The following is an 18,912-nucleotide window of genomic DNA, read 5'->3' as shown; positions in this document are numbered from 1 at the left end:
CCTCACGACCGAATGGAAGCCGGTGAAGCTGCGCGTCGAGGATTACCTCATGCTCGACGAAGCGGGAGCGTTCGACGCTTATGGCCGGACCGAGCTGATCGAGGGGGAAATCGTATACATGAACGCGCAGCATCGCCCCCATGCGCGGATCAAGTCGCGGCTTTTCAGGATTCTCGCCGACGCTCTCGATACGCTTACGCCTCCCATGGAAGCGTTGGTCGAGGGATCGGTGGCGATGCCGCCGCACAACGTGCCCGAGCCCGACATCGCCGTTACGCGCGAACCAGAAGGCATGGGCCTGATACCTCTCGCCTCGCTCACCCTGGTGATCGAGGTGGCGGACGCCACGCTCAAGAACGATCTCGGCCGAAAGGCAAAGATCTATGCTCGCGAGAGCGTGCCGGAATATTGGGTGGTCGACGTCAAAAGCGCCCGGATTCATCAGCTCTGGGCGCCGGAAGGCGAAGCCTATACCGAACGGCGCGAGATGCCGTTCGGTGCCCCGATCAGCGCTGCCACCATCGCCGGCCTGATCATCGAGACGAGCGGCCTCGGCTGAGGCCGCCCGGCTCTCAGGGCATCAGCGCGTCAGCTTCTTGTACGCGAGCCGCGTCGGGCGGTCGGCGGCATCGCCGAGGCGGCGGCGCTTGTCCTCCTCATAGGCCTCGAAATTGCCCTCGAACCACTCGACATGGCTGTCGCCTTCGAACGCGAGGATGTGCGTGGCGAGGCGGTCGAGGAAGAAGCGGTCGTGGCTGATCACCACCGCGCAGCCCGCGAAATTCTCGATCGCTTCCTCGAGCGCACCCAGCGTCTCGACGTCGAGGTCGTTGGTCGGCTCGTCGAGCAGCAGCACGTTGCCGCCACGCTTCAGCATCTTGGCGATGTGCACCCGGTTGCGCTCGCCGCCAGAGAGTTTGCCGACGTTCTTCTGCTGGTCCTGGCCCTTGAAGTTGAACGCCCCGACATAGGCGCGGGTGGACATGTCGTGGCCGTTGACCTTCACATAGTCGAGCCCGTCCGAAATCTCCTCCCAGACGTTCTTCGACGGGTCGAGATCGTCGCGGCTCTGATCGACATAGCCGAGGCGCACGGTCGATCCCATCTCGATCCTGCCGCTGTCGGGCTGCTCCTGGCCGGTGATGATCTTGAACAGCGTCGACTTGCCGGCGCCGTTCGGACCGATCACCCCGACGATGCCGCCGGCGGGCAGCGTGAACGAGAGATTCTCGAACAGCAGCTTGTCGCCATAGGCCTTTGAGACGTTCTCGACCTCGATCACCTTGCCGCCCAGGCGCTCGGGCACCTGGATGACGATCTGCGCCTTGCCGGGCGTGCGGTTCTCCTGCGCGGCGACGAGCTGGTCGAACTTGGCGATACGCGCCTTCGATTTGGTCTGGCGGCCCTTCGGGCCCTGCCGAATCCATTCGAGTTCGTCCTTGATCGCCTTCTGGCGCCCGGACTCCTCACGCTCCTCCTGCTCGAGGCGCTTGGCCTTCTTCTCGAGATAGGTCGAGTAATTGCCCTCGTAGGGGAAATACTTGCCCCGATCGAGCTCGAGGATCCACCCGACGACGTTGTCGAGGAAATAGCGGTCGTGGGTGATCATCAGCACCGCCCCCGGATATTCCTTGAGATGGTTCTCCAGCCACTCGACGCTCTCGGCGTCGAGGTGGTTGGTGGGCTCGTCGAGCAGCAGGATCGACGGCTTCTGGATGAGCAGGCGGGTGAGCGCGATGCGGCGCTTCTCGCCGCCCGAGAGGTTCTCGACCGACCAGTCGCCCGGCGGGCAGCGCAGCGCCTCCATCGCGATCTCGAGCTGGTTGTCGAGCGTCCAGCCATCGACCGCGTCGATCTTGGCCTGGAGCTCGCCCATCTCCTCCATCAGCGCGTCGAAGTCGGTGTCCTCCTTGGGGTCGCCCATCTCGGCGGAGATCGCGTTGAAGCGGTCGACCATGTCGGCCACTTCGCGCGCGCCGTCCTTGACGTTCTCGAGCACGTTCTTGGTCGGATCAAGCTGCGGCTCCTGCGGCAGATAGCCGACGGTGATGTTCTCGCCCGGCCACGCCTCGCCCGAATAGTCGGTGTCGATGCCGGCCATGATCTTCATCAGCGTCGACTTGCCGGCGCCGTTCGGGCCGACGATGCCGATCTTGGCGTCCTGATAGAATTGCAGGTTGATGTTGCTGAGCACCGGCTTCTGAGCGCCGGGAAAGGTCTTGGTCATGTCCTTCATGACAAAGGCGTATTGCGCGGCCATGGCGGCGTGGAACTCCGTCGGAAGTTGGTTGTGATGCGGTCGGGAATGCGTAGCGCGATGTAGCGATGCGTCTTGTCACTTGCAAACGCGCCGGACGTCGATAGCACACGCCCCATGCGCATTCCGTCCCTGCTCGCGGCCGTTGCCGCCTCCACCCTGATCATCCAACCCGCCGACGCCCAGCGCATCGCCCCGCCGGCCGACTCCGCGGTCGCCAAGCTGCGCGATGCGGCGCTCAAGGACGACGTCGCCTGGGACATCGTCGAGGGGATCACGACCGAGGTCGGTCCCCGCCTCGCGGCGACCGAGGCGGAGGCGCGGGCGCGGGCCTGGTCGGTCGCCAAGCTGAAGGCGCTCGGCTTCAAGAATGTGCGGATCGAGACCTATCGGATGCCGGTGTGGCTGCGCGGCGAGGAGAAGGCAGAGATCGTCGCGCCCTTCCCGCAGCCGCTGAAGCTCGCCGCGCTCGGCCGGTCGGGAGCGACTCCCCCGGAAGGGTTGACTGCGGAAGTCGTCTATTTCCGGACGTTCGACGACCTGCGCGCCGCACCCGACGGCAGCCTCAAGGGCAAGATCGCCTTCATCTCCAACCAGATGGAGCCGACCCAGGACGGCTCGGGCTATGGCCAATATGGCCCGGCGCGCTTCGTCGGTCCCAGCGTCGCTGCGAGCAAGGGCGCGGTGGCGACGGTGATCCGCTCGATCGGCACCGACCACGGCCGCGGGCCGCACACCGGCGGCACCAACTGGGCCGAGGGCGTGACGCCGATCCCGGCCGCGGCGCTGTCAGTCGCCGATGCCGAGAATCTCGAGCGGATGTTCGCCCGTGCGAAGGGGCCCGTCACGATGAAGCTGGTGCTGACGCCGCGCATGGCGGGCGAGGCCGAATCAGGCAACGTCATTGCCGAGGTGCCAGGAACCGACCCCAACGCCGGCATCGTGCTGATCGGCGGGCATCTCGACAGCTGGGATCTCGGCACCGGCGCGATCGACGACGGCGCGGGGATCGCAATCACCGCGGCCGCCGCCAAGCGGATCATGGATTCGGGCGTGAAACCGCGGCGCACCATCCGCGTCGTCTGGTTCGGCGCCGAGGAGCCGGGCGGCTTTGGCGGCCGCGCCTATGCCGAGGCCCATGCCAAGGAGAAACACGCCACCGCCAGCGAGAGCGACTTTGGTGCGGACAATATCTGGCGCTTCGAAGTGAACCTGCCCGAGAGCGCCGGGCCGGTTGCCGACCGGCTCGCTTCGGCACTCGCGCCGCTCGGCATCACCCGCGGCCGTGGCGTCGGCGGGGACGGCACCGACATCGGCCCGACCCTCGCCACCGGCGTCGCCGCGGTCGACCTCAACCAGTCGGGCGTGCGCTATTTCGACTGGCACCATACGCCCGAGGACACGCTCGACCTCATCGATCCGAAGCAGCTTCGCCAGAACGTCGCCGCCTGGACGACGATGCTGGCGATCGTCGCCAACGCTCCCGAAGAGATCGGTTCGGTTACGCCCAGATCGGGAAATTAAGGCCTTTTCTGTACCATGGCAGGGCAAAATTTCGCGCCCGAAGCTTGCTGTCACATGAATTTCGTCGTTGACGCGTCGACCACACCCGTTATTGCGGCAGCTTCGCGTCGGCAATCGGGCCGGCCGCGAACCATATTGCTTGGGAGCAACTGATGAAGAAGGTTCTCATTGTCGCTGCTGCCGCCGGCCTGATGTCTCTGGCCGCCTGCAACAACACGTCGACCCCCGCCGAGAACAACGCCGAGGCGGCCTCGGAGAACATCGAGGCGACCGCCGACAACTTCGAGGCGATGGCCGACAACGCGACCAACGAGAGCACCGAGGCGGCTCTCGAGAACACCGCCGATAACCTGCACGAAGCTGCGGACAACGTCGAGGACGCGGCAACGACCAACGCCATGTAATCGGCGTCCGGGCGGCTCCCGTCCGGAACCGGCTTTTTTGGAAGGGCGCTTTCCCCAAGGGAAAGCGCCCTTTCTCATTCCGGTCCTTCCTCCGGCGGTACCGGAGCGCCTGCGAGGGCGATTCCGGTGAAGCGCAGGGTGAACACCGCGCCGCCGTCGGGATCGTTGCTGGCGTTCACGTCGATCCCCATCGCGTCGGCAAAGCCCTTGACGATGGCCAGACCGAGGCCGCTGCCGCCGTGGCGGTCGCTGCCGCGGCCCTGCGCGAAGGTCTCGAACACGCGAGATTCGCTGCCGGCCTGAAGCCCCGGCCCCCGGTCGCGCACCGACAGCAGCACCGCATCGGGCGTGCGCCGCCCCTCGATCGCGATCGTCCCGTCGTCGCCGCCATGTACCGCGGCATTGGCGAGCAGGTTGATGAGGATATGGTGGAGCAGGGTCGGGTCCGCCGTCACGAACGGCAGGTTGGCCGGCACCTTGAGGTCGATATGCCGGCCGCGCAGCAGATCCTTGAGATCATGCACCGCCCCGCCGACCGCGTCGGTGAGATCGGTCGGCTCGGGCGCAAGCTTGAGCGCGCCGGTATCGATCCGCACCATGTCGAGGAGGTTGTCGAGGAAGCGCCTCAACCGCGCGATCTCTGCCTTGGCGAGCGGCACGTTAGGGTCGTCCGAATGTTGAACGGCGATCGCCTCCACGGTCCCGGCAACCGTCGTCAGCGGCGTACGCAAGTCATGGCCGATCGACGAGAGCAGCGCCGCACGCAGCCGATCGCGCTCCTTGAGCACGCTCACCTCGCGGACCTGGTCCTCGAGTTTCAGCCGCTCGTGCGCCAGCGCCGCCTGGCCGAGCAGTGTCGACAGCAGCACCGCGCGCTCTGCGGCCACCGGATCGCGCCCGTCCTCGCGCGACAGGCCGATCACCGCGAGCACGCCGAGCGCAGTCTTGAGCGGATGGAACTGCCAGTCGGCGGCATTGAGCGTCGCCGTGCCTGCACCGGCTGGCTCGCCGCGGCTCCAGCTCCACTCCGCGGCCGCCTGGTTGACCGGCCCCAGCGAGGCCGTTCCCGGATAGCCGGCGACCGGCACCAGCGCTCCGTCGCGTTCGTTGAGCAGCACCACGTCGACTTCGAGCAGCCGCGCGATCTCCTCGCATGTGATGCGGCTGGTTGCCTCCCAGTCAGAGGTGCGCGCGAGCGTCTGGCCGAACGAGGCGACGGCGGCATTCTCCTCGGCGCTGCGCGCTCCCAGCGTGGCACGCGATTTCAGCCGGCCGGCGAGATTGGCGGTGAAGGCACCGATGCCGATCAGCACGAACATCGTCAGCACGCTCTGCGGATCGGCGACGGTGAAGGTGTAGAGCGGTGGCAGGAAGAAGAAATTATAGGCCAGTCCCGCCAGCAAACCCGCGACCAGGCCCGGCCGCAGCCCGTAGCGGCCGGACGCGAACAGTACCGGCAGCAGATACAGCAGATCGATGCCGCCTGCCCCGATCAACGGCTCGGTGACACGCGCGAGCAAGGTGGTTGCGGCAACCAACCCGATGATGACGAGATGATCGAGCGCCCGCCCCCATTTGCCCTTCTGCCGCACGGTGCCGGGTTTCGGCGCCGCCGCCTGTGCCGGAATGACGTGGACGGCGAGGCCATCGCCGGCACGCAGCATCGCGTTGACCACCGATCCATGGCGCAGCTCGAACCACCAGCTCCTGACCGATTTGCCGAGCACGAGCTGCGTCGCGCGCATACCCTGAAGGTGACGCGTCAATCCCTCGATCACGCTTTCCGCGGGAACGGTCGCGATCGTCGCGCCGAGACTGGCGGCGAGCCGCAGCGTGTCGGCGATGCGACGCTTGGCGGCCTCGTCGAAACTGTCGGCGCGCGGCGTCTCGATATAGACCGCCTGCCACGGTGCCCGCAGCGCATCCGCAAGCCGCTTGGCCGCACGAACGACCGTGTCGGAGCCCGGCAGCTCGCTCACCGCCACCAGCACGCGCTCGCCGCCGGCATAGGTGCCGGGCAAGGCGCGCGCATCGAGGTCCTCCAGCAATGCCTGGTCGACGCTGAGGGCGGCGCGGCGCAGTGCCATCTCGCGCAAGGCGGACAGGTTTGCCTTGGAGAAGAAGTGGCCGAGGGCACGGCTTGCCTCGGCCGGGATATAGACCTTGCCGTCCTTCAGCCGCTCGATCAGCTCGTCGGGCGGCAGGTCGACCACCTCGATCTCGGCGCCCTCGAACACGCTGTCGGGTACGGTCTCGCGCACGCGCACCTTGGTGAAGCTCGCGACGACGTCGTTGAGGCTCTCGACGTGCTGGATGTTGAGCGTGGTGTAGACGTCGACCCCGGCATCGAGCAGCTCCGCGACGTCCTGCCAGCGCTTGGGATGACGGCTGCCCTCGACATTGGTGTGGGCGAACTCATCGACGAGCGCGAGCTCCGGGCGCCGCGCGAGCACCGCATCGAGGTCCATCTCCTCGAGCTTGTGACCCTGATAGTCGATCACCCGGCGCGGGATCACCTCGAACGGCTCGAGCAGCGCCGCGGTCTCGGCGCGGCCGTGGGTCTCGACCACAGCGATGACCACGTCTGCGCCCGCCTTCTTCCGCTCGGCGCCCTCGCGCAGCATCTCGAAGGTCTTGCCGACCCCGGGCGCCGCGCCGAGGAAGATCTTGAGCTTGCCTCGCTCCTCGCGCGCGGCAGCACGGAGCAGCGCGTCGGGAGATGGACGGGTATCGTTCGGCACCATCGCTCGCTCCTACCCCCCTGACGGCTGAAACGCTACGCGGCCGTATCGATGCTTATGGTTTCTTAATGCCGCGCGCGTGCTTTCGCCGTCGAACCTTAACGGCCCGTCGCACTAGGTGATCCGCCGGCCGTCGCCGTCTGACGGCATCACTTCGGGACTCATCCGATGCAGGACCTGCTCTGGCTCGCCGTGGTCGGCGGGCTGTTCGCGGCGACGATCGCCTATACCCGCCTGTGCGACGAGGCGTGACGCGATGACCGTCCACCTCGCGCTCGCCGGGCTCACCGCCCTCGGTCTCCTCCTCTACCTCGTGGTCGCGCTCGTGCGGCCCGAGCGTTTCTGACCGGGAGCCGTCGTCATGACCGCCCAAGGCTGGTTCCTGATCGCCCTCTTCGTCGCGCTCGTCGTCGCTATCGCCAAGCCGATAGGGATGTGGCTGTTCGCGCTGTACGAAGGGCGCCGCACGCCGCTCCATGCCGTGCTCGGCCCGGTCGAGCGCGGCTTCTACAAGCTTGCCGGCATCGACCCCACCGCGGAGCAGAGCTGGCGCCGCTATGCGCTGCACATGCTGCTCTTCAACCTGATGCTGCTGCTGTTCACCTATGCGGTGCTGCGGCTGCAGGGAGTGCTGCCGCTCAACCAGCAGGGGCTGGCCGGGCTGTCGCCGCATCTCGCGTTCAACACCGCGACCAGCTTCACCACCAACACCAATTGGCAGAGCTACGGCGGCGAATCGACCATGTCGAACCTGAGCCAGATGCTCGGCCTCACCATCCACAACTTCCTGTCGGCGGCGACCGGCATCGCGCTCGCCTTCGCGCTGTTCCGCGGCTTCGCCCGGCGCAGCGCCGCGACGATCGGCAATTTCTGGGCCGATTGCACGCGGGTGACGCTCTACCTGCTGCTGCCGATCTGCATCGTCTACGCGTTGTTCCTGATCGCGAACGGCGTGCCGCAGACCTTCGCCGCCACCATCGACGCGACCACGCTCGAAGGCGCCAAGCAGACGCTGCTGGTCGGGCCCGTCGCCTCGCAGGAGGCGATCAAGATGCTCGGCACCAACGGCGGCGGCTTCTTCAACGCCAACTCCGCGCATCCGTTCGAGAACCCCAACGCGCTCACCAACCTCGTCCAGATGCTGTCGATCTTCGCGATCGGCAGCGGCCTGACCTGGACGTTCGGCAAGGCGGTGGGCAACACCCGCCAGGGCTGGGCGATTCTCGCCGCGATGCTGATCCTGTTCACCGCCGGCGCGTCGGTGGTCTACTGGCAGGAAGCGGTCGGCAATCCCGTGCTGCACAACCTCGGCGTCGCCGGCGGCAACATGGAGGGCAAGGAAGTCCGCTTCGGCATCGCCGCGAGCGCCCTGTTCGCCACCGTCACCACCGCGGCCTCGTGCGGCGCGGTCAACGCGATGCACGACAGCTTCACCGCGCTTGGCGGCCTCATCCCGCTGTTCAACATGCAGCTCGGCGAGGTGGTGATCGGCGGCGTCGGCGCCGGCATCTACGGCTTCCTGCTGTTCGCCATCCTCGCGGTGTTCGTCGCCGGGCTGATGGTCGGCCGCACGCCCGAATATGTCGGCAAGAAGATCGAGAGCCGCGAGGTCAAGCTCGCCGTGCTGGCGATCGCAGTGCTGCCGCTCGTCATCCTCGGCTTCACCGCGCTGTCGTCGGTGCTGGACGCCGGGCTGGCCGGGCCGCTCAACAAGGGGCCGCACGGCTTCTCGGAGATCCTCTACGCCTTCACCTCGGGCGTCGCGAACAACGGCTCGGCCTTCGCCGGCCTCACCGCCAATACGCCCTATTACAATGGGCTGCTCGGCGTCGCGATGTGGATTGGCCGCTTCTTCATCATCGTGCCGATGCTCGCCATCGCGGGCAGCCTCGCGGCGAAGAAGTACACGCCCGAATCCGCCGGCTCCTTCCCGACCACCGGACCGCTCTGGGTGGGCCTGCTCGTCGGCATCGTGCTGATCGTCGGCGGCCTCACCTTCCTCCCCAGCCTCGCGCTCGGACCCATCGCCGATCACCTCGCGATGATCCGCGGCCAGCTCTTCTGATGCGCGGCCCGGTACCACGGTCCCTCTCCCTTTGGGAGAGGGAAGGAGCCGCGAAGCGGCGGGAGGATGAGGGTGATCACCTCACTGCTCGCCGGCATTCGCCCTCACCCTCCCACTCGGCTTCGCCGAGCGGGGCCCTCCCTCTCCCAACGGGAGAGGGGTTCAAGCGAGATCTCAAATGACCGCACCCACCTCCATGTTCTCGGCGAGCCTGGTCGTTCCGGCGATCGGCGATGCCTTCAGGAAGCTCTCCCCGCGCGAGCTGATCCGCAACCCGGTGCTGTTCACCACTGCGGTCGTCGCGCTGCTGCTCACCGCCCTGCTCCTGATCGGCGGCGAAAATCTGCCGTTCGGCTTCCAGGCGCAGCTCATCGTCTGGCTGTGGCTGACCGTCCTGTTCGGCACCTTCGCCGAGGCGCTGGCCGAAGGACGCGGCCGCGCCCAGGCGGCGTCGCTGCGCGCCACCAAGTCGGAGCTCCAGGCCAAGCGCCTGACCGGCTCCGGCGAGACCTGGGAGATGGTCGGCGCCGCCCTGCTCCGTCGCGGCGAGACGGTGCTGGTCGAGACCGGCGATCTCATCCCCGCCGACGGCGAGGTGATCGAGGGCGTCGCCTCGGTCAACGAGTCCGCGATCACCGGCGAAAGCGCCCCCGTGATCCGCGAGGCGGGCGGCGACCGTTCGGCGGTGACGGCGGGCACGCGCGTCATCTCCGACCGGATCAAGGTGCGCGTGACGCAGGAGCCGGGTCAAGGCTTCCTCGACCGCATGATCGCGCTGGTCGAGGGCGCCGAGCGGCAGAAGACGCCGAACGAGATCGCGCTGACCATCCTGCTGGTCGGGCTCACCATCATATTCCTGATCGCCGTCGCGACCATTCCGGGCTTCACCAGCTATGCCGGCGGCCAGGTGCCGGTGGCGATCCTGGCGGCGCTGCTGATCACGCTGATCCCGACCACTATCGCAGCGCTGCTGTCGGCGATCGGCATCGCCGGCATGGACCGGCTCGTCCGCTTCAACGTGCTCGCCAAATCGGGCCGCGCGGTCGAGGCGGCGGGCGACATCGACGTGCTGCTGCTCGACAAGACCGGCACGATCACCATCGGCGACCGCCAGGCGAGCGTGTTCCGCCCGCTCACCGGCGTCGACACCGCGGTGCTCGCCGACGCGGCGATGCTCGCCAGCCTCGCCGACGAGACGCCGGAGGGCCGCTCGATCGTCACCCTCGCCCGTGAGCGGCACGCGATCCCGGCCCGCACCCTGCCCGCCGATGCGACAGTGATCCCCTTCACCGCCCAGACCCGCCTGTCCGGCGTGCAGATCGACGGCGCGCTCATCCACAAAGGTGCGGTCGATTCGATCCTGAGGGCAGTGCCGGCGCTGGCCAATACCCCGCAGGCGGCCGAGCTCAAGCGCGTCACCGACGAGATCGCGCGCGCCGGCGCCACGCCGCTCGCGGTGGTCAAGGACGGCCATCTCCTCGGTGCAATCGCGCTCAAGGACGTGGTCAAGGCGGGCGTGCGCGAGCGGTTTGCCGAGCTGCGCCGTATGGGCATCCGCACGGTGATGATCACCGGCGACAACCCCCTCACCGCCGCCGCGATCGCCGCCGAGGCCGGGGTCGACGACTTTCTCGCCGAGGCGACGCCGGAGGACAAGCTCGCCCTCATCCGCCGAGAGCAGCAGGGCGGCCGGCTGGTCGCGATGTGCGGCGACGGCACCAACGACGCCCCCGCCCTCGCGCAGTCCGACGTCGGCGTGGCGATGAACACCGGCACCCAGGCCGCGCGCGAGGCCGGCAACATGGTCGACCTCGACAGCGATCCGACCAAGCTCATCGAGATCGTCGGCCTCGGCAAGCAGCTGCTGATGACCCGCGGCGCGCTCACCACCTTCTCGGTGGCCAACGACGTCGCGAAATATTTCGCGATCATCCCGGCGATGTTCGTCGCGCTCTATCCAGGGCTCGGGGTGCTCAACGTCATGGAGCTCGCCAGCCCCCAGTCGGCGATCCTCTCCGCGATCATCTTCAACGCGCTGATCATCCCGCTGCTGGTGCCGCTCGCGCTGAAGGGCGTCACCTACAAGCCGATGGGCGCCGGCCCGCTGCTCGCGCGCAACCTCGCCATCTACGGCCTCGGCGGCCTCGTCGCCCCGTTCGTCGGCATCAAGCTGATCGACCTGGCCGTTGCCGGCCTTCACCTCGCCTGAGGACAGACCCATGCTCACAGACCTCAAGACCGCGCTTCGTCCGGCGATCGTGCTGACGCTCCTCTTCGCCGCGCTGCTCGGCCTCGCCTATCCGGTGGTGCTGACCGGCATCGGCCAGCTCGTCTTCCCCCACCAGGCGAACGGCAGCCTGATCCGAGAGAACGGCAAGGTCATCGGCTCCGAGCTGATCGGTCAGGCCTTTGCCGCGCCCGGCTATTTCCACCCGCGGCCGTCCGCGGCCGGCAAGGGCTATGACGCGCTCGCCTCGTCGGGCTCGAACCTCGGCCCGACCAGCCAGGCGCTCGTCGATCGCGTCAAGGCCGATCTGGCCGCCAACACCTCCTCACCAGGACAATCGGTTCCCGCCGATCTGGTGACTGCCTCCGCCTCGGGGCTCGATCCCGATCTCAGCCCCGAGGCGGCCTTTTTCCAGGCCGGGCGCGTCGCCAAGGCGCGGGGGATGCCGGTGGACGCGGTGCGCCAGCTGATCGCGCGCGAGACCCGATATCCGCTGCTCGGTTTCGTGGGCGAGCCGCGCGTCAATGTTCTCGCACTCAATCGCGCGCTCGACCGACTGGCATCGCGCCCGTAACAGGGGGCATGGTTCTGCCGACCAAAGTCCTGATCGTCGAGGACGACGCCGCCATCCGCCGCCTGCTCCGCGTTGCGCTCGAACGCGCGGGACATGAGGTGGCGGAGGCGGCGACCGCACGCGAAGGCCTGTCGCTGCTCGACATCGACAAACCGCAGGCAGTGCTGCTCGACCTCGGTCTCCCGGACCGCGACGGGCTGGAGCTGATCCAGCTCATGCGCACGCGCTCGCAGGCGACGGTGCTGGTCGTCTCCGCGCGCGAGGATACCGCGGAGAAGGTCGCCGCGCTCGATCTCGGCGCCGACGACTATCTCACCAAGCCGTTCGATACGGAGGAGTTGCTCGCACGCATCCGCACCGCGCTTCGGCATCGCCTGACAACCCAGGCCGAGCGCGACCGTGTCACCGCCGGCGAGGTCGAGATCGATCTCGTCCATCGCCGCGTCCTTCGCGCCGGCGAGGAGATCCATCTCTCCCCGAAGGAATATGAGGTGCTGGCCGAACTCGCCAAGCGCCCTGACCGCGTGATCGGCCACGCCCATCTCCTCCGCACCGTCTGGGGACCGGCGCATGAGACGCATGTGGACTATCTGAGAATCGTGGTGCGGAACCTACGCCAGAAGCTCGAAGCCGATCCGGCACGCCCGCGGCTGATCGTCAATGAACCGGGGGTCGGTTACCGCCTGCGCTCGACGGCGGAATAATGGTCGGCCTTCGTGCAGTCTTATAGAACTTTGTGCGAGGCGCCGACAGCCGAACTCCTGCGCAGACTGGAGGAAATCGGGCAAGTCGAACACCGATGGCTGCAAGCAGCCTAAACACAGTGGGCCCGGCAGGAGCGAGCCCATTTGCAGACCTTCGCGCTCTTTGCGCGGTATCCCGAAAGCCATCGTCGCCTCGATGGATCGCAAGCCTTCATTTTCCAGCTCCTGCTGCGATTACGCTGTTTCAACTCCGTTGACGCGATGGAAATCGTTGTGTAAACACAACATATATACTTTGATTCGCGACGACCGTATGACAAACTTATATAATCGTATTGCTGTTTTCCGGGCTGAGCGCGGCGTGTCCCGCCGCGAGCTTGCCGAGGCGGTGGGCGTGAACAATCAAACGATCGGCTATCTCGAGCGAGGCGACTACAAGCCCAGCCTGGAGCTCGCGATGAAGATCGCGGCCTATTTCGACGTGCCGATCGAGCTGCTCTTTTCCTTTCGCGCTTTCGAATCTGTCGCCGATACATTGCGCCGCGCCGCCGCGGCCGGAGAACGACCGCTATGACCCTGCTCGAGAAAATGGACCGCCTCGTCTATGCGACGCGGCTCGATCGCATCGTCTTCATGAAGATGCAGCCGCGCGCCTTCCGCTGGACGCCGCTGCTGGTGATCGCGGCCCTGATCGTGGGCTATGTGCTGATGGCCAAGACGGGAGTTGGGATCGACGCCGACTTTCTGATCGGATGGCTGATCTTCTATGGCGCAATCGTTGCCGCGGCTTTGCTTCGCGCCTTGGGGCCGCGATTCACGGCGACTGTGAACCAGCCGCTGGATGAGCGCGAGCTAATGGTGAAGGCTCGCGCGCACGCCATCTCGGGCGTCGTGCTCGCTATGATAGTTACGCTTGGTTGCTTCTACATGGCTAGTGCAGGCGTTCCATGGCTTTGGCACCCACAGAAATTCATGGACTGGTTCAATCTCGGCTTCGGGATTCAAGGAGTTAGCACGCTCCTGCCCACCTGGATCGCCAGTTGGCTTGAGCCACGACCGGCCGCGGACCACGAAGACTGACCTGCAGAATCGCCGATAATAAAAAATCGACCGGCGTCGGTTATTCCGGATCGAGTTCCTTAAGCCGATAGTCCGCTTGCGGCCACTTCCAGACGTCCGACCGCAATTGGTTGAAATCGCAGTCCAGCGTAGTCAGGACGGCTAACGGCGGTAAGTGGTCGGGGAGACAGGATTCGAACCTGCGACCCTCTGCTCCCAAAGCAGATGCGCTACCAGGCTGCGCTACTCCCCGACGTGATCGGCCCTTAGCGAGGGATGGCGGTTCGGCCAAGCCATCGCCTCATCCGGCGCGCTGGTGGGCCCGGCAGGACTCGAACCCGCAACCTAGCCGTTATGAGCGGCCAGCTCTAACCATTGAGCTACAGGCCCGCCAGCGACACGTTGCGATAAGGGCGGCGTCAGACGCGCGCAAGCGTTGCCGCATCGGCCGCGGCGATAAGATCGTCGAGACCGGCGGAGGCAATCCCCAGCCGGTCGAGCAGCGCCAGCACCGCGTCCCACCAGCGCCAGAACGCAGCGAGATCCTCCGCACTGCGGACATAAGGCGTATGTCCGGGCTCCAGCGACGGCGAGTGGAAGCTGAAGTTGAGCAGCGCCACCCCCTCCCCCGCGGCGACCCGCACAGCCTCCAGAGCGTTCGCAAGCGGCATAGCTTCGGGCGTCAGCGCCACCCGTGCCAGCAGGCCGGTCCGCGCAAGAAAGCCGCGCCCCTTGGGAACGGCTCCGGCAACGCGGTACAATACCGCCCCGCCGCTGCGGGCCCGGCCGGTATAGACGGAGGTGAGCGGCAGCTCGATCAACCCTTCGGGCGTGTGAAAGCCATGATTGTCGTGATCGAGGAAATTCGGGCCGCCCTCGCCCGAATAGTCATAGCCCGGACGGATCGAGCTGTCGAAACGATAACCCCGCTCCGCCAGCAGCGCGAGCGTCGCCGGACCGATCCCGTAGCGCCCGGCGCGATAGATCTTCGGCCGCCCGAACGCCTTCGTGATAGCATTAGTCAACACGTCGAGCTTGGCCGCCTCCAGCGTGTGGGACAGGTTGCCGGCGAAGCTGTTCCTTGGACTGACTGTCTCGTCGTATGGTGGATTGACCCATGGGTGGAGCTGAGCGCCGATCGCATGAGATCCTTCGCCAAGCGCCGTCCGCAGATGGTCGGCCGACGCAGGGTCGGTCGCGACGGGATGATCGACGAGGAAGGTCAGCGCCGCTCCGGCCTCGGAAAAACGGCGCGCGGCGGTCGGGATCGCTGCGGCGGCGCGCACCGAGCGCGCATCGCGGGCCAGCGGCGCGCTCCAGTCGAACTCCTCCTCGGTGTCGACCAAGATGGTGAAACGCTGGCCGAATTCGGCGGGCCACCGGACGCGATCGCCCGGCGCGGGCAGCGGCGGGCAATAGGCTCCCCCCGCATTCACCGTCAGCTGTGCCGCGCCTGGTCCACCGTCTGGCGTCCTGACGTGGGCAGGCGCAGAGTCAAGGCGTCGTCCTCGACTGCGAGGCTGCCGCCGATCTGGCGGGCGAGATTGCGCACCAGCCGCAGCGCGAAGCCGCTGCCGAGAAGCGAAGCCGGGTTGACTTCATCGTCGATCGAAAACAGCGCGTCGCCGGCAAGACCCACGAAGGCGTCCGGCCGGGAGATCGTCAGGATACCCGCCTCTTCGGCGCGTACGACGATCCTCTCGCCGGGTCCGGCCGCGCCGAGCAGCGTCGCCAGCAACCGTTCCAGCAGCCGCCGCAGCGCATCGCCGTCACCGAATGCCTCGCCCGGTTCGCCGTCGATCACGATCCGCGCGGCACGCGCCTCGGCGAGCGGAGCGAGATCGGCGATGATCTGGATCAGCAGCGGTTCGAGCGCCACCGGCTCGGGCCTGAGATCGAGCGCACCCGACTGGATACGAGCGGCGGTATCGAGATCGTCGATCGCCATGAGCAGGTCCTGCGCATCCGAACGGATCGCCCGGGCGTGATGCCGATAGGGCTCCGGCACCGGGCCCAGCATCGCGTGCTCGATCATCTCGGAAAAGCCGACGATCGCATTGGTCGGCGTGCGCAGCTCGTGAACGAGCTGGCGCATCGCGTCCGGCCGAGGCGCACGGCCGGGCCGTTGATCGGCCCGGGGGCGGCGCGCCTCGCCGCGATAGCCGGTGAAGCGGCCCGTGCGCCCATCGAAGGAGGGAGTGCCGGAAATCCGCCACTCGCCTGATGCGTCGACGTGTCCGTCAACGCGCAGATGCGCCTCGGCGAAACGCGTGCGCCGCCGAAACGCACCTGCGGCCGCCCCGTCGACACCTGCCGCTCCCGGAGAAGCCGCATGGGCGAGAGACAGCCCGACGAGGGGACCTCGCGCCACGCCTTCGACCGAGCGGATCGCCCCGGTCTCGTCGGTTTCGAACACGAAGTGCTCGGCAGCGGAGACGTGTTCGGCGGCAGCGGGACGCGCGACATTCTCCAGTTCGCGCTGATAGGCTTCGATCCGTGCGACGACATCGGCGATGCGGAAGGTCTCGCCGGGTTCCTCGCGCTCCTGCCGGGCCCTCGCGACCACCGGCAGGTCCTGCGCAACCTCGCCGACCGAACGAAAGGATTCGGGCGCGGAGGGAGTGGGAGCTTCCGGCGCCTCGATCCCGGACAGGGACTCATCGTTGGGCGGAGGACGAGAAAGGTGGATCTCCGACGCGCCGCTTCCGGACGTCGCGGTCTCCGCCTCAAAACGGAACACCGATGCCGACGGCATATCCGCCGCCGGCAGCACGAAATCGGTCGGCCCGAAGCTCTCCAGCGCACGCACGACCCTGGGATCGAGGTCACGGCGATGGCGCAGCACCGCCCGCCCCTGCGGCGACAATTCGGGCAGCAGCGCGATCCACGATTCGGCAGGCAATGTCGCGAAGCGCAGCACGGGCGCCGATACCGCGATCTCGTCGAGCGCGAGCAGGCGGACGAGCGCCGCCGGCGGACGGGCGCCCGCCGTCGCGCGCGCGCTCGCGGCCCGCACCGTCAACGGCACTTGATCCCTCAACTCCATCAACGCCGTCATAGCACGCGCATCCGCCGGAATCCGCCCCCGCGCGACCAGGTCGACGAGCTGGCGCCATCCTGCCTGCGCCGCGGTCGGCGTATCGAGACCGGCTGCCAGCACCGTATCGAGAATATCGTCGAAGCGCACTCGGTCCCCTGCGCGCGCCGGTTGGTGGAAGCGCGCGTCGTAATAAATCTCTAATGAGCAGCCAGGCGCGTAGGAACGGCGCATTTTGGGACGTCGCAATGTGGCACAGTCCAGCCGTCCTGTAATCTTCGGCAAGTCGCAGGCGATAAATTGCGTGTTGTCAGGGTCGAACAATTGCGTTCGCGTGAAATTTTATTATTGCTGGTCGCGCTGATTCGGCAACAATCATCGGGGGGCAATCACGAATGGCGTTCGACCGGATCGACCGGCAGATCATGTCGCTGCTCCAGGACGACGGCCGGATGACCAACGTGGAGCTCGCCGAACGGGTCGGCCTGACCGCCCCGCCATGCCTCCGCCGCGTCCGTGCGCTCGAGGAGGAGGGGGCGATCCGCGGCTATCATGCCGCGCTCGATCCCGCCAGCCTGGGCTACACCATCACCGTCTTCGCGATGGTGAGCCTCAAGAGCCAGGCCGAAGCCGACCTGGCCGCGTTCGAGGCGCATGTCGCGCACATCCCCGAGGTCCGGGAATGCCACATGCTGAACGGCGAGATCGATTTCATCCTGAAGATCGTCGCCACCGATCTCCGCGCCTTCCAGGAGCTGCTGACGACGCAGCTCACCCCGGCGCCCAACGTCAGCCACGTCAAGACGTCGCTGACGATCCGCACCTCGAAGGCGTTGCCGGGCATCCCGGTGCTGTGAACGGGGCGGCCGTCCGGCGGCCGCCCCCGTCTCTGCCGATCAGGCGCCGGTCGCTGCCGCTGCCGGCGACAGATCCATCCAGTTGGTCCAGAAGCCGGCGATCTCGCTGCGCGGCGCCGTCGTCACCCCCTGGAACGCCGTCCGCGCGCCGGCCTTGTCGCCCGCCTGCGTCAGCGCCTGGCCCAGGCGGAGATTGGCTTCCGACGTGTCGACGCCGCCCTTCGACAGCGCCAGCTTGTAGAACTCGACCGCCTTCGCATAATTGCCGAGCGCCAGGTTGACGTCGCCCGCGCTCATCGCAGCCTTGCCGCTGGTGCTCGCCTGCTTCTCGATCGTCGCAAGCGGGGCATCCGACTTGATGGCGGCTTGGGCGTCCCTGAGAAGCTGAGTGGCGGTGGCGTTGGTGGCCGGGATCTTGCCGGTCGCCTTGCCCTCGTCGAGCACCGCCTTGGTCTCATAGGGAAGGCCCGCCTGATAGGCGAGATTGGCATATTCCAGATAATCGCTCTGGTCGGCAAGCGCCTTGGTCGCGCGCATCAGGCGGAACAGGTCGAGCCGCTGGCTGCGGTCGAGCGGCTGACCGCCCTTGGCCTCGCGCCCGTCGCGATAGACCAGGATCACCTTCCGCCAGTTCTCCGTCGTCGGATAAGCCTTGACCGAGCGCTGCAGCCAGGCCGCGGTCTCGCCCTTCTGGCCCGTGGTGAAGAGCTTGGCGACCGCATAATTGTACCAGTCCTGCGGCGCCTTGCGGCCGGCGGCCTCCTCGGCCTTGATCGCCTTGTCGATCTCGGCCACGCCGCCGGCGACATTGCCGGTCTCGACCATCGACTGGGCGATCTGCAGTGCCAGGTTCTGGTCCTGATAGCCGAGGTCGCGGGCCTTGGTGAGGTACGGCAGCGCGTCGGCGTACTTCTTGTTCTGGAAGGGGATCGCGCCGCGGAAATAATTATAGCGCGGCAGGTCCGTCTGCGGCGTCTTGGGGTTGCTGATCAGCGCATCGAGCACCGGCAGCAGCGCATTCTGGTCCTGGCCCTGCGCGATGATCGGCAGCTTGAGCGCATTGACGACATAGCGGTCGTCGTCGGTCTTGGCGATCGCCTCGGCCTCGGCGATCTTGGCCATCGCGGTGGTATTGTCCTTGGCGGCGATCGCGGCCTGCGCCTCGGAGACCGGCTTGCGGATCGCCTCGGACAGGTTGAGCTGCGGCGCCCCCGCGTCCTTTTCCTTCTTCTTCTGCGCGACGGCAGGCGTGGTCACCGCAGTAGCCGCGACGCCGGCGGTCAGGACCGCAACCAGCGCGGCGTGCGAAATCAGCTTCATCATCAGGTCTCCTCTAGCGGGCCTCTGTCGGGAAAATCGTCCCGCTCTAGGCAAGGGCCCCGCGCCGTTCAAGCGTTTGACCGACCGGACTTGCCCTCCGCGCGCTGAACCGCTTTTGAACGGATCGGTTCCTCGCGCGCACG

Annotated in this window: 16 protein-coding genes and 2 tRNA genes; 11 read left to right on the top strand and 7 right to left on the bottom strand. The window is 67.1% G+C overall.

Features of this window, described 5'->3' with window-relative positions; all coding sequences use genetic code 11:
* Nucleotides 1–22 precede the first annotated feature (22 nt).
* Nucleotides 23–559 (top strand): Uma2 family endonuclease, encoded by a 537-nt coding sequence (locus ACMGER_RS10015; RefSeq protein WP_436812006.1) that lies wholly within the window; start codon nucleotides 23–25, stop codon nucleotides 557–559.
* Nucleotides 560–580: 21 nt separating this feature from the next.
* Here ACMGER_RS10015 and ettA read toward each other — a convergent pair whose 3' ends face one another.
* Nucleotides 581–2,260 carry an energy-dependent translational throttle protein EttA gene (gene ettA, locus ACMGER_RS10010; RefSeq protein WP_436812005.1) on the bottom strand — a complete coding sequence of 560 codons (1,680 nt, stop codon included), beginning with the start codon at nucleotides 2,258–2,260 and terminating at the stop codon, nucleotides 581–583.
* A gap of 114 nt (nucleotides 2,261–2,374) precedes the next feature.
* On the opposite strand from ettA, the gene ACMGER_RS10005 reads away from it, so the two are divergent.
* Together ACMGER_RS10005 and ACMGER_RS10000 are read left to right on the top strand one after the other, a co-directional pair.
* The gene (locus ACMGER_RS10005; RefSeq protein WP_436812004.1) at nucleotides 2,375–3,781 is read left to right on the top strand and encodes a M20/M25/M40 family metallo-hydrolase; all 1,407 of its coding nucleotides are present in this window, start codon (nucleotides 2,375–2,377) and stop codon (nucleotides 3,779–3,781) included.
* A gap of 152 nt (nucleotides 3,782–3,933) precedes the next feature.
* Nucleotides 3,934–4,185 (top strand): hypothetical protein, encoded by a 252-nt coding sequence (locus tag ACMGER_RS10000; protein ID WP_436812003.1) that lies wholly within the window; start codon nucleotides 3,934–3,936, stop codon nucleotides 4,183–4,185.
* Nucleotides 4,186–4,259: 74 nt separating this feature from the next.
* On the opposite strand, the gene ACMGER_RS09995 is transcribed toward ACMGER_RS10000, so the two are convergent.
* Nucleotides 4,260–6,929, bottom strand: a complete 2,670-nt coding sequence (locus tag ACMGER_RS09995) for a DUF4118 domain-containing protein (RefSeq protein WP_436812002.1) — start codon at nucleotides 6,927–6,929, stop codon at nucleotides 4,260–4,262.
* Nucleotides 6,930–7,182: 253 nt separating this feature from the next.
* Here ACMGER_RS09995 and kdpF point away from each other — a divergent pair, with 253 nt between their 5' ends.
* From kdpF to ACMGER_RS09960, 7 genes are all read left to right on the top strand, one after another.
* Nucleotides 7,183–7,272 (top strand): K(+)-transporting ATPase subunit F, encoded by a 90-nt coding sequence (kdpF, locus tag ACMGER_RS09990; RefSeq protein WP_233782617.1) that lies wholly within the window; start codon nucleotides 7,183–7,185, stop codon nucleotides 7,270–7,272.
* Between the two features lie 15 nt (nucleotides 7,273–7,287).
* Nucleotides 7,288–8,991: a potassium-transporting ATPase subunit KdpA gene (gene kdpA, locus ACMGER_RS09985; protein ID WP_436812001.1), complete on the top strand. Its 1,704-nt coding sequence runs from the start codon at nucleotides 7,288–7,290 to the stop codon at nucleotides 8,989–8,991.
* Nucleotides 8,992–9,169: 178 nt separating this feature from the next.
* Nucleotides 9,170–11,200: a potassium-transporting ATPase subunit KdpB gene (gene kdpB, locus ACMGER_RS09980; RefSeq protein ID WP_436812000.1), complete on the top strand. Its 2,031-nt coding sequence runs from the start codon at nucleotides 9,170–9,172 to the stop codon at nucleotides 11,198–11,200.
* 10 nt (nucleotides 11,201–11,210) lie between these two features.
* A complete protein-coding gene (kdpC, locus tag ACMGER_RS09975) occupies nucleotides 11,211–11,792 on the top strand; it encodes a potassium-transporting ATPase subunit KdpC (RefSeq protein ID WP_436811999.1) in 582 nt (193 codons plus the stop codon).
* Between the two features lie 8 nt (nucleotides 11,793–11,800).
* Complete coding sequence (locus tag ACMGER_RS09970; RefSeq protein ID WP_436811998.1) at nucleotides 11,801–12,496, top strand: response regulator; 696 nt, start codon at nucleotides 11,801–11,803, stop codon at nucleotides 12,494–12,496.
* Nucleotides 12,497–12,791: 295 nt separating this feature from the next.
* On the top strand, nucleotides 12,792–13,070 hold the full coding sequence (locus tag ACMGER_RS09965) for a helix-turn-helix transcriptional regulator (RefSeq protein WP_436811997.1): 279 nt from the start codon (nucleotides 12,792–12,794) through the stop codon (nucleotides 13,068–13,070).
* Nucleotides 13,067–13,576: a hypothetical protein gene (locus ACMGER_RS09960; protein ID WP_436811996.1), complete on the top strand. Its 510-nt coding sequence runs from the start codon at nucleotides 13,067–13,069 to the stop codon at nucleotides 13,574–13,576. The genes ACMGER_RS09965 and ACMGER_RS09960 overlap by 4 nt, the downstream gene beginning before the upstream one ends.
* Nucleotides 13,577–13,731: 155 nt before the next feature.
* Here ACMGER_RS09960 and ACMGER_RS09955 read toward each other — a convergent pair.
* The 4 genes from ACMGER_RS09955 to ACMGER_RS09940 all read right to left on the bottom strand — a co-directional run bounded on the left by ACMGER_RS09955 (nucleotide 13,732) and on the right by ACMGER_RS09940 (nucleotide 16,742).
* Nucleotides 13,732–13,808 (bottom strand) — tRNA-Pro (locus ACMGER_RS09955).
* Between the two features lie 61 nt (nucleotides 13,809–13,869).
* Nucleotides 13,870–13,945 (bottom strand) — tRNA-Ile (locus ACMGER_RS09950).
* A gap of 29 nt (nucleotides 13,946–13,974) precedes the next feature.
* Nucleotides 13,975–14,991, bottom strand: coding sequence for a polysaccharide deacetylase family protein (locus ACMGER_RS09945; RefSeq protein ID WP_436811995.1), 1,017 nt, complete (start codon nucleotides 14,989–14,991; stop codon nucleotides 13,975–13,977).
* 2 nt (nucleotides 14,992–14,993) lie between these two features.
* Nucleotides 14,994–16,742 (bottom strand): histidine kinase dimerization/phospho-acceptor domain-containing protein, encoded by a 1,749-nt coding sequence (locus ACMGER_RS09940; protein ID WP_436811994.1) that lies wholly within the window; start codon nucleotides 16,740–16,742, stop codon nucleotides 14,994–14,996.
* A 245-nt stretch (nucleotides 16,743–16,987) separates the two neighbouring features.
* Between ACMGER_RS09940 and ACMGER_RS09935 the strand changes: the two genes are divergently transcribed.
* Entirely contained in the window at nucleotides 16,988–17,449 is a 462-nt protein-coding gene (locus ACMGER_RS09935; protein ID WP_436811993.1) for an Lrp/AsnC family transcriptional regulator, read from the top strand.
* Between the two features lie 39 nt (nucleotides 17,450–17,488).
* Here the strand turns inward: ACMGER_RS09935 and ACMGER_RS09930 are convergent, their stop codons facing one another.
* Nucleotides 17,489–18,769: a hypothetical protein gene (locus ACMGER_RS09930; RefSeq protein WP_436811992.1), complete on the bottom strand. Its 1,281-nt coding sequence runs from the start codon at nucleotides 18,767–18,769 to the stop codon at nucleotides 17,489–17,491.
* Nucleotides 18,770–18,912 lie beyond the last annotated feature (143 nt).

This window comes from Sphingomonas astragali (assembly GCF_051400615.1).
GTDB lineage: Bacteria > Pseudomonadota > Alphaproteobacteria > Sphingomonadales > Sphingomonadaceae > Sphingomonas.
The sequence above is the reverse complement of the archived record's forward strand: the minus strand, read 5'-3'. Positions and strand labels throughout refer to the sequence as shown.

Coding starts and splice junctions, on each gene's coding strand:
- ettA (WP_436812005.1), bottom strand. CDS start 2,260: ATGGCCGCGCAATACGCCTTTGTCATGAAGGACATGACCAAGACCTTT.
- ACMGER_RS10005 (WP_436812004.1), top strand. CDS start 2,375: ATGCGCATTCCGTCCCTGCTCGCGGCCGTTGCCGCCTCCACCCTGATC.
- ACMGER_RS10000 (WP_436812003.1), top strand. CDS start 3,934: ATGAAGAAGGTTCTCATTGTCGCTGCTGCCGCCGGCCTGATGTCTCTG.
- ACMGER_RS09995 (WP_436812002.1), bottom strand. CDS start 6,929: ATGGTGCCGAACGATACCCGTCCATCTCCCGACGCGCTGCTCCGTGCT.
- kdpF (WP_233782617.1), top strand. CDS start 7,183: ATGACCGTCCACCTCGCGCTCGCCGGGCTCACCGCCCTCGGTCTCCTC.
- kdpA (WP_436812001.1), top strand. CDS start 7,288: ATGACCGCCCAAGGCTGGTTCCTGATCGCCCTCTTCGTCGCGCTCGTC.
- kdpB (WP_436812000.1), top strand. CDS start 9,170: ATGACCGCACCCACCTCCATGTTCTCGGCGAGCCTGGTCGTTCCGGCG.
- kdpC (WP_436811999.1), top strand. CDS start 11,211: ATGCTCACAGACCTCAAGACCGCGCTTCGTCCGGCGATCGTGCTGACG.
- ACMGER_RS09970 (WP_436811998.1), top strand. CDS start 11,801: ATGGTTCTGCCGACCAAAGTCCTGATCGTCGAGGACGACGCCGCCATC.
- ACMGER_RS09960 (WP_436811996.1), top strand. CDS start 13,067: ATGACCCTGCTCGAGAAAATGGACCGCCTCGTCTATGCGACGCGGCTC.
- ACMGER_RS09935 (WP_436811993.1), top strand. CDS start 16,988: ATGGCGTTCGACCGGATCGACCGGCAGATCATGTCGCTGCTCCAGGAC.
- ACMGER_RS09930 (WP_436811992.1), bottom strand. CDS start 18,769: ATGAAGCTGATTTCGCACGCCGCGCTGGTTGCGGTCCTGACCGCCGGC.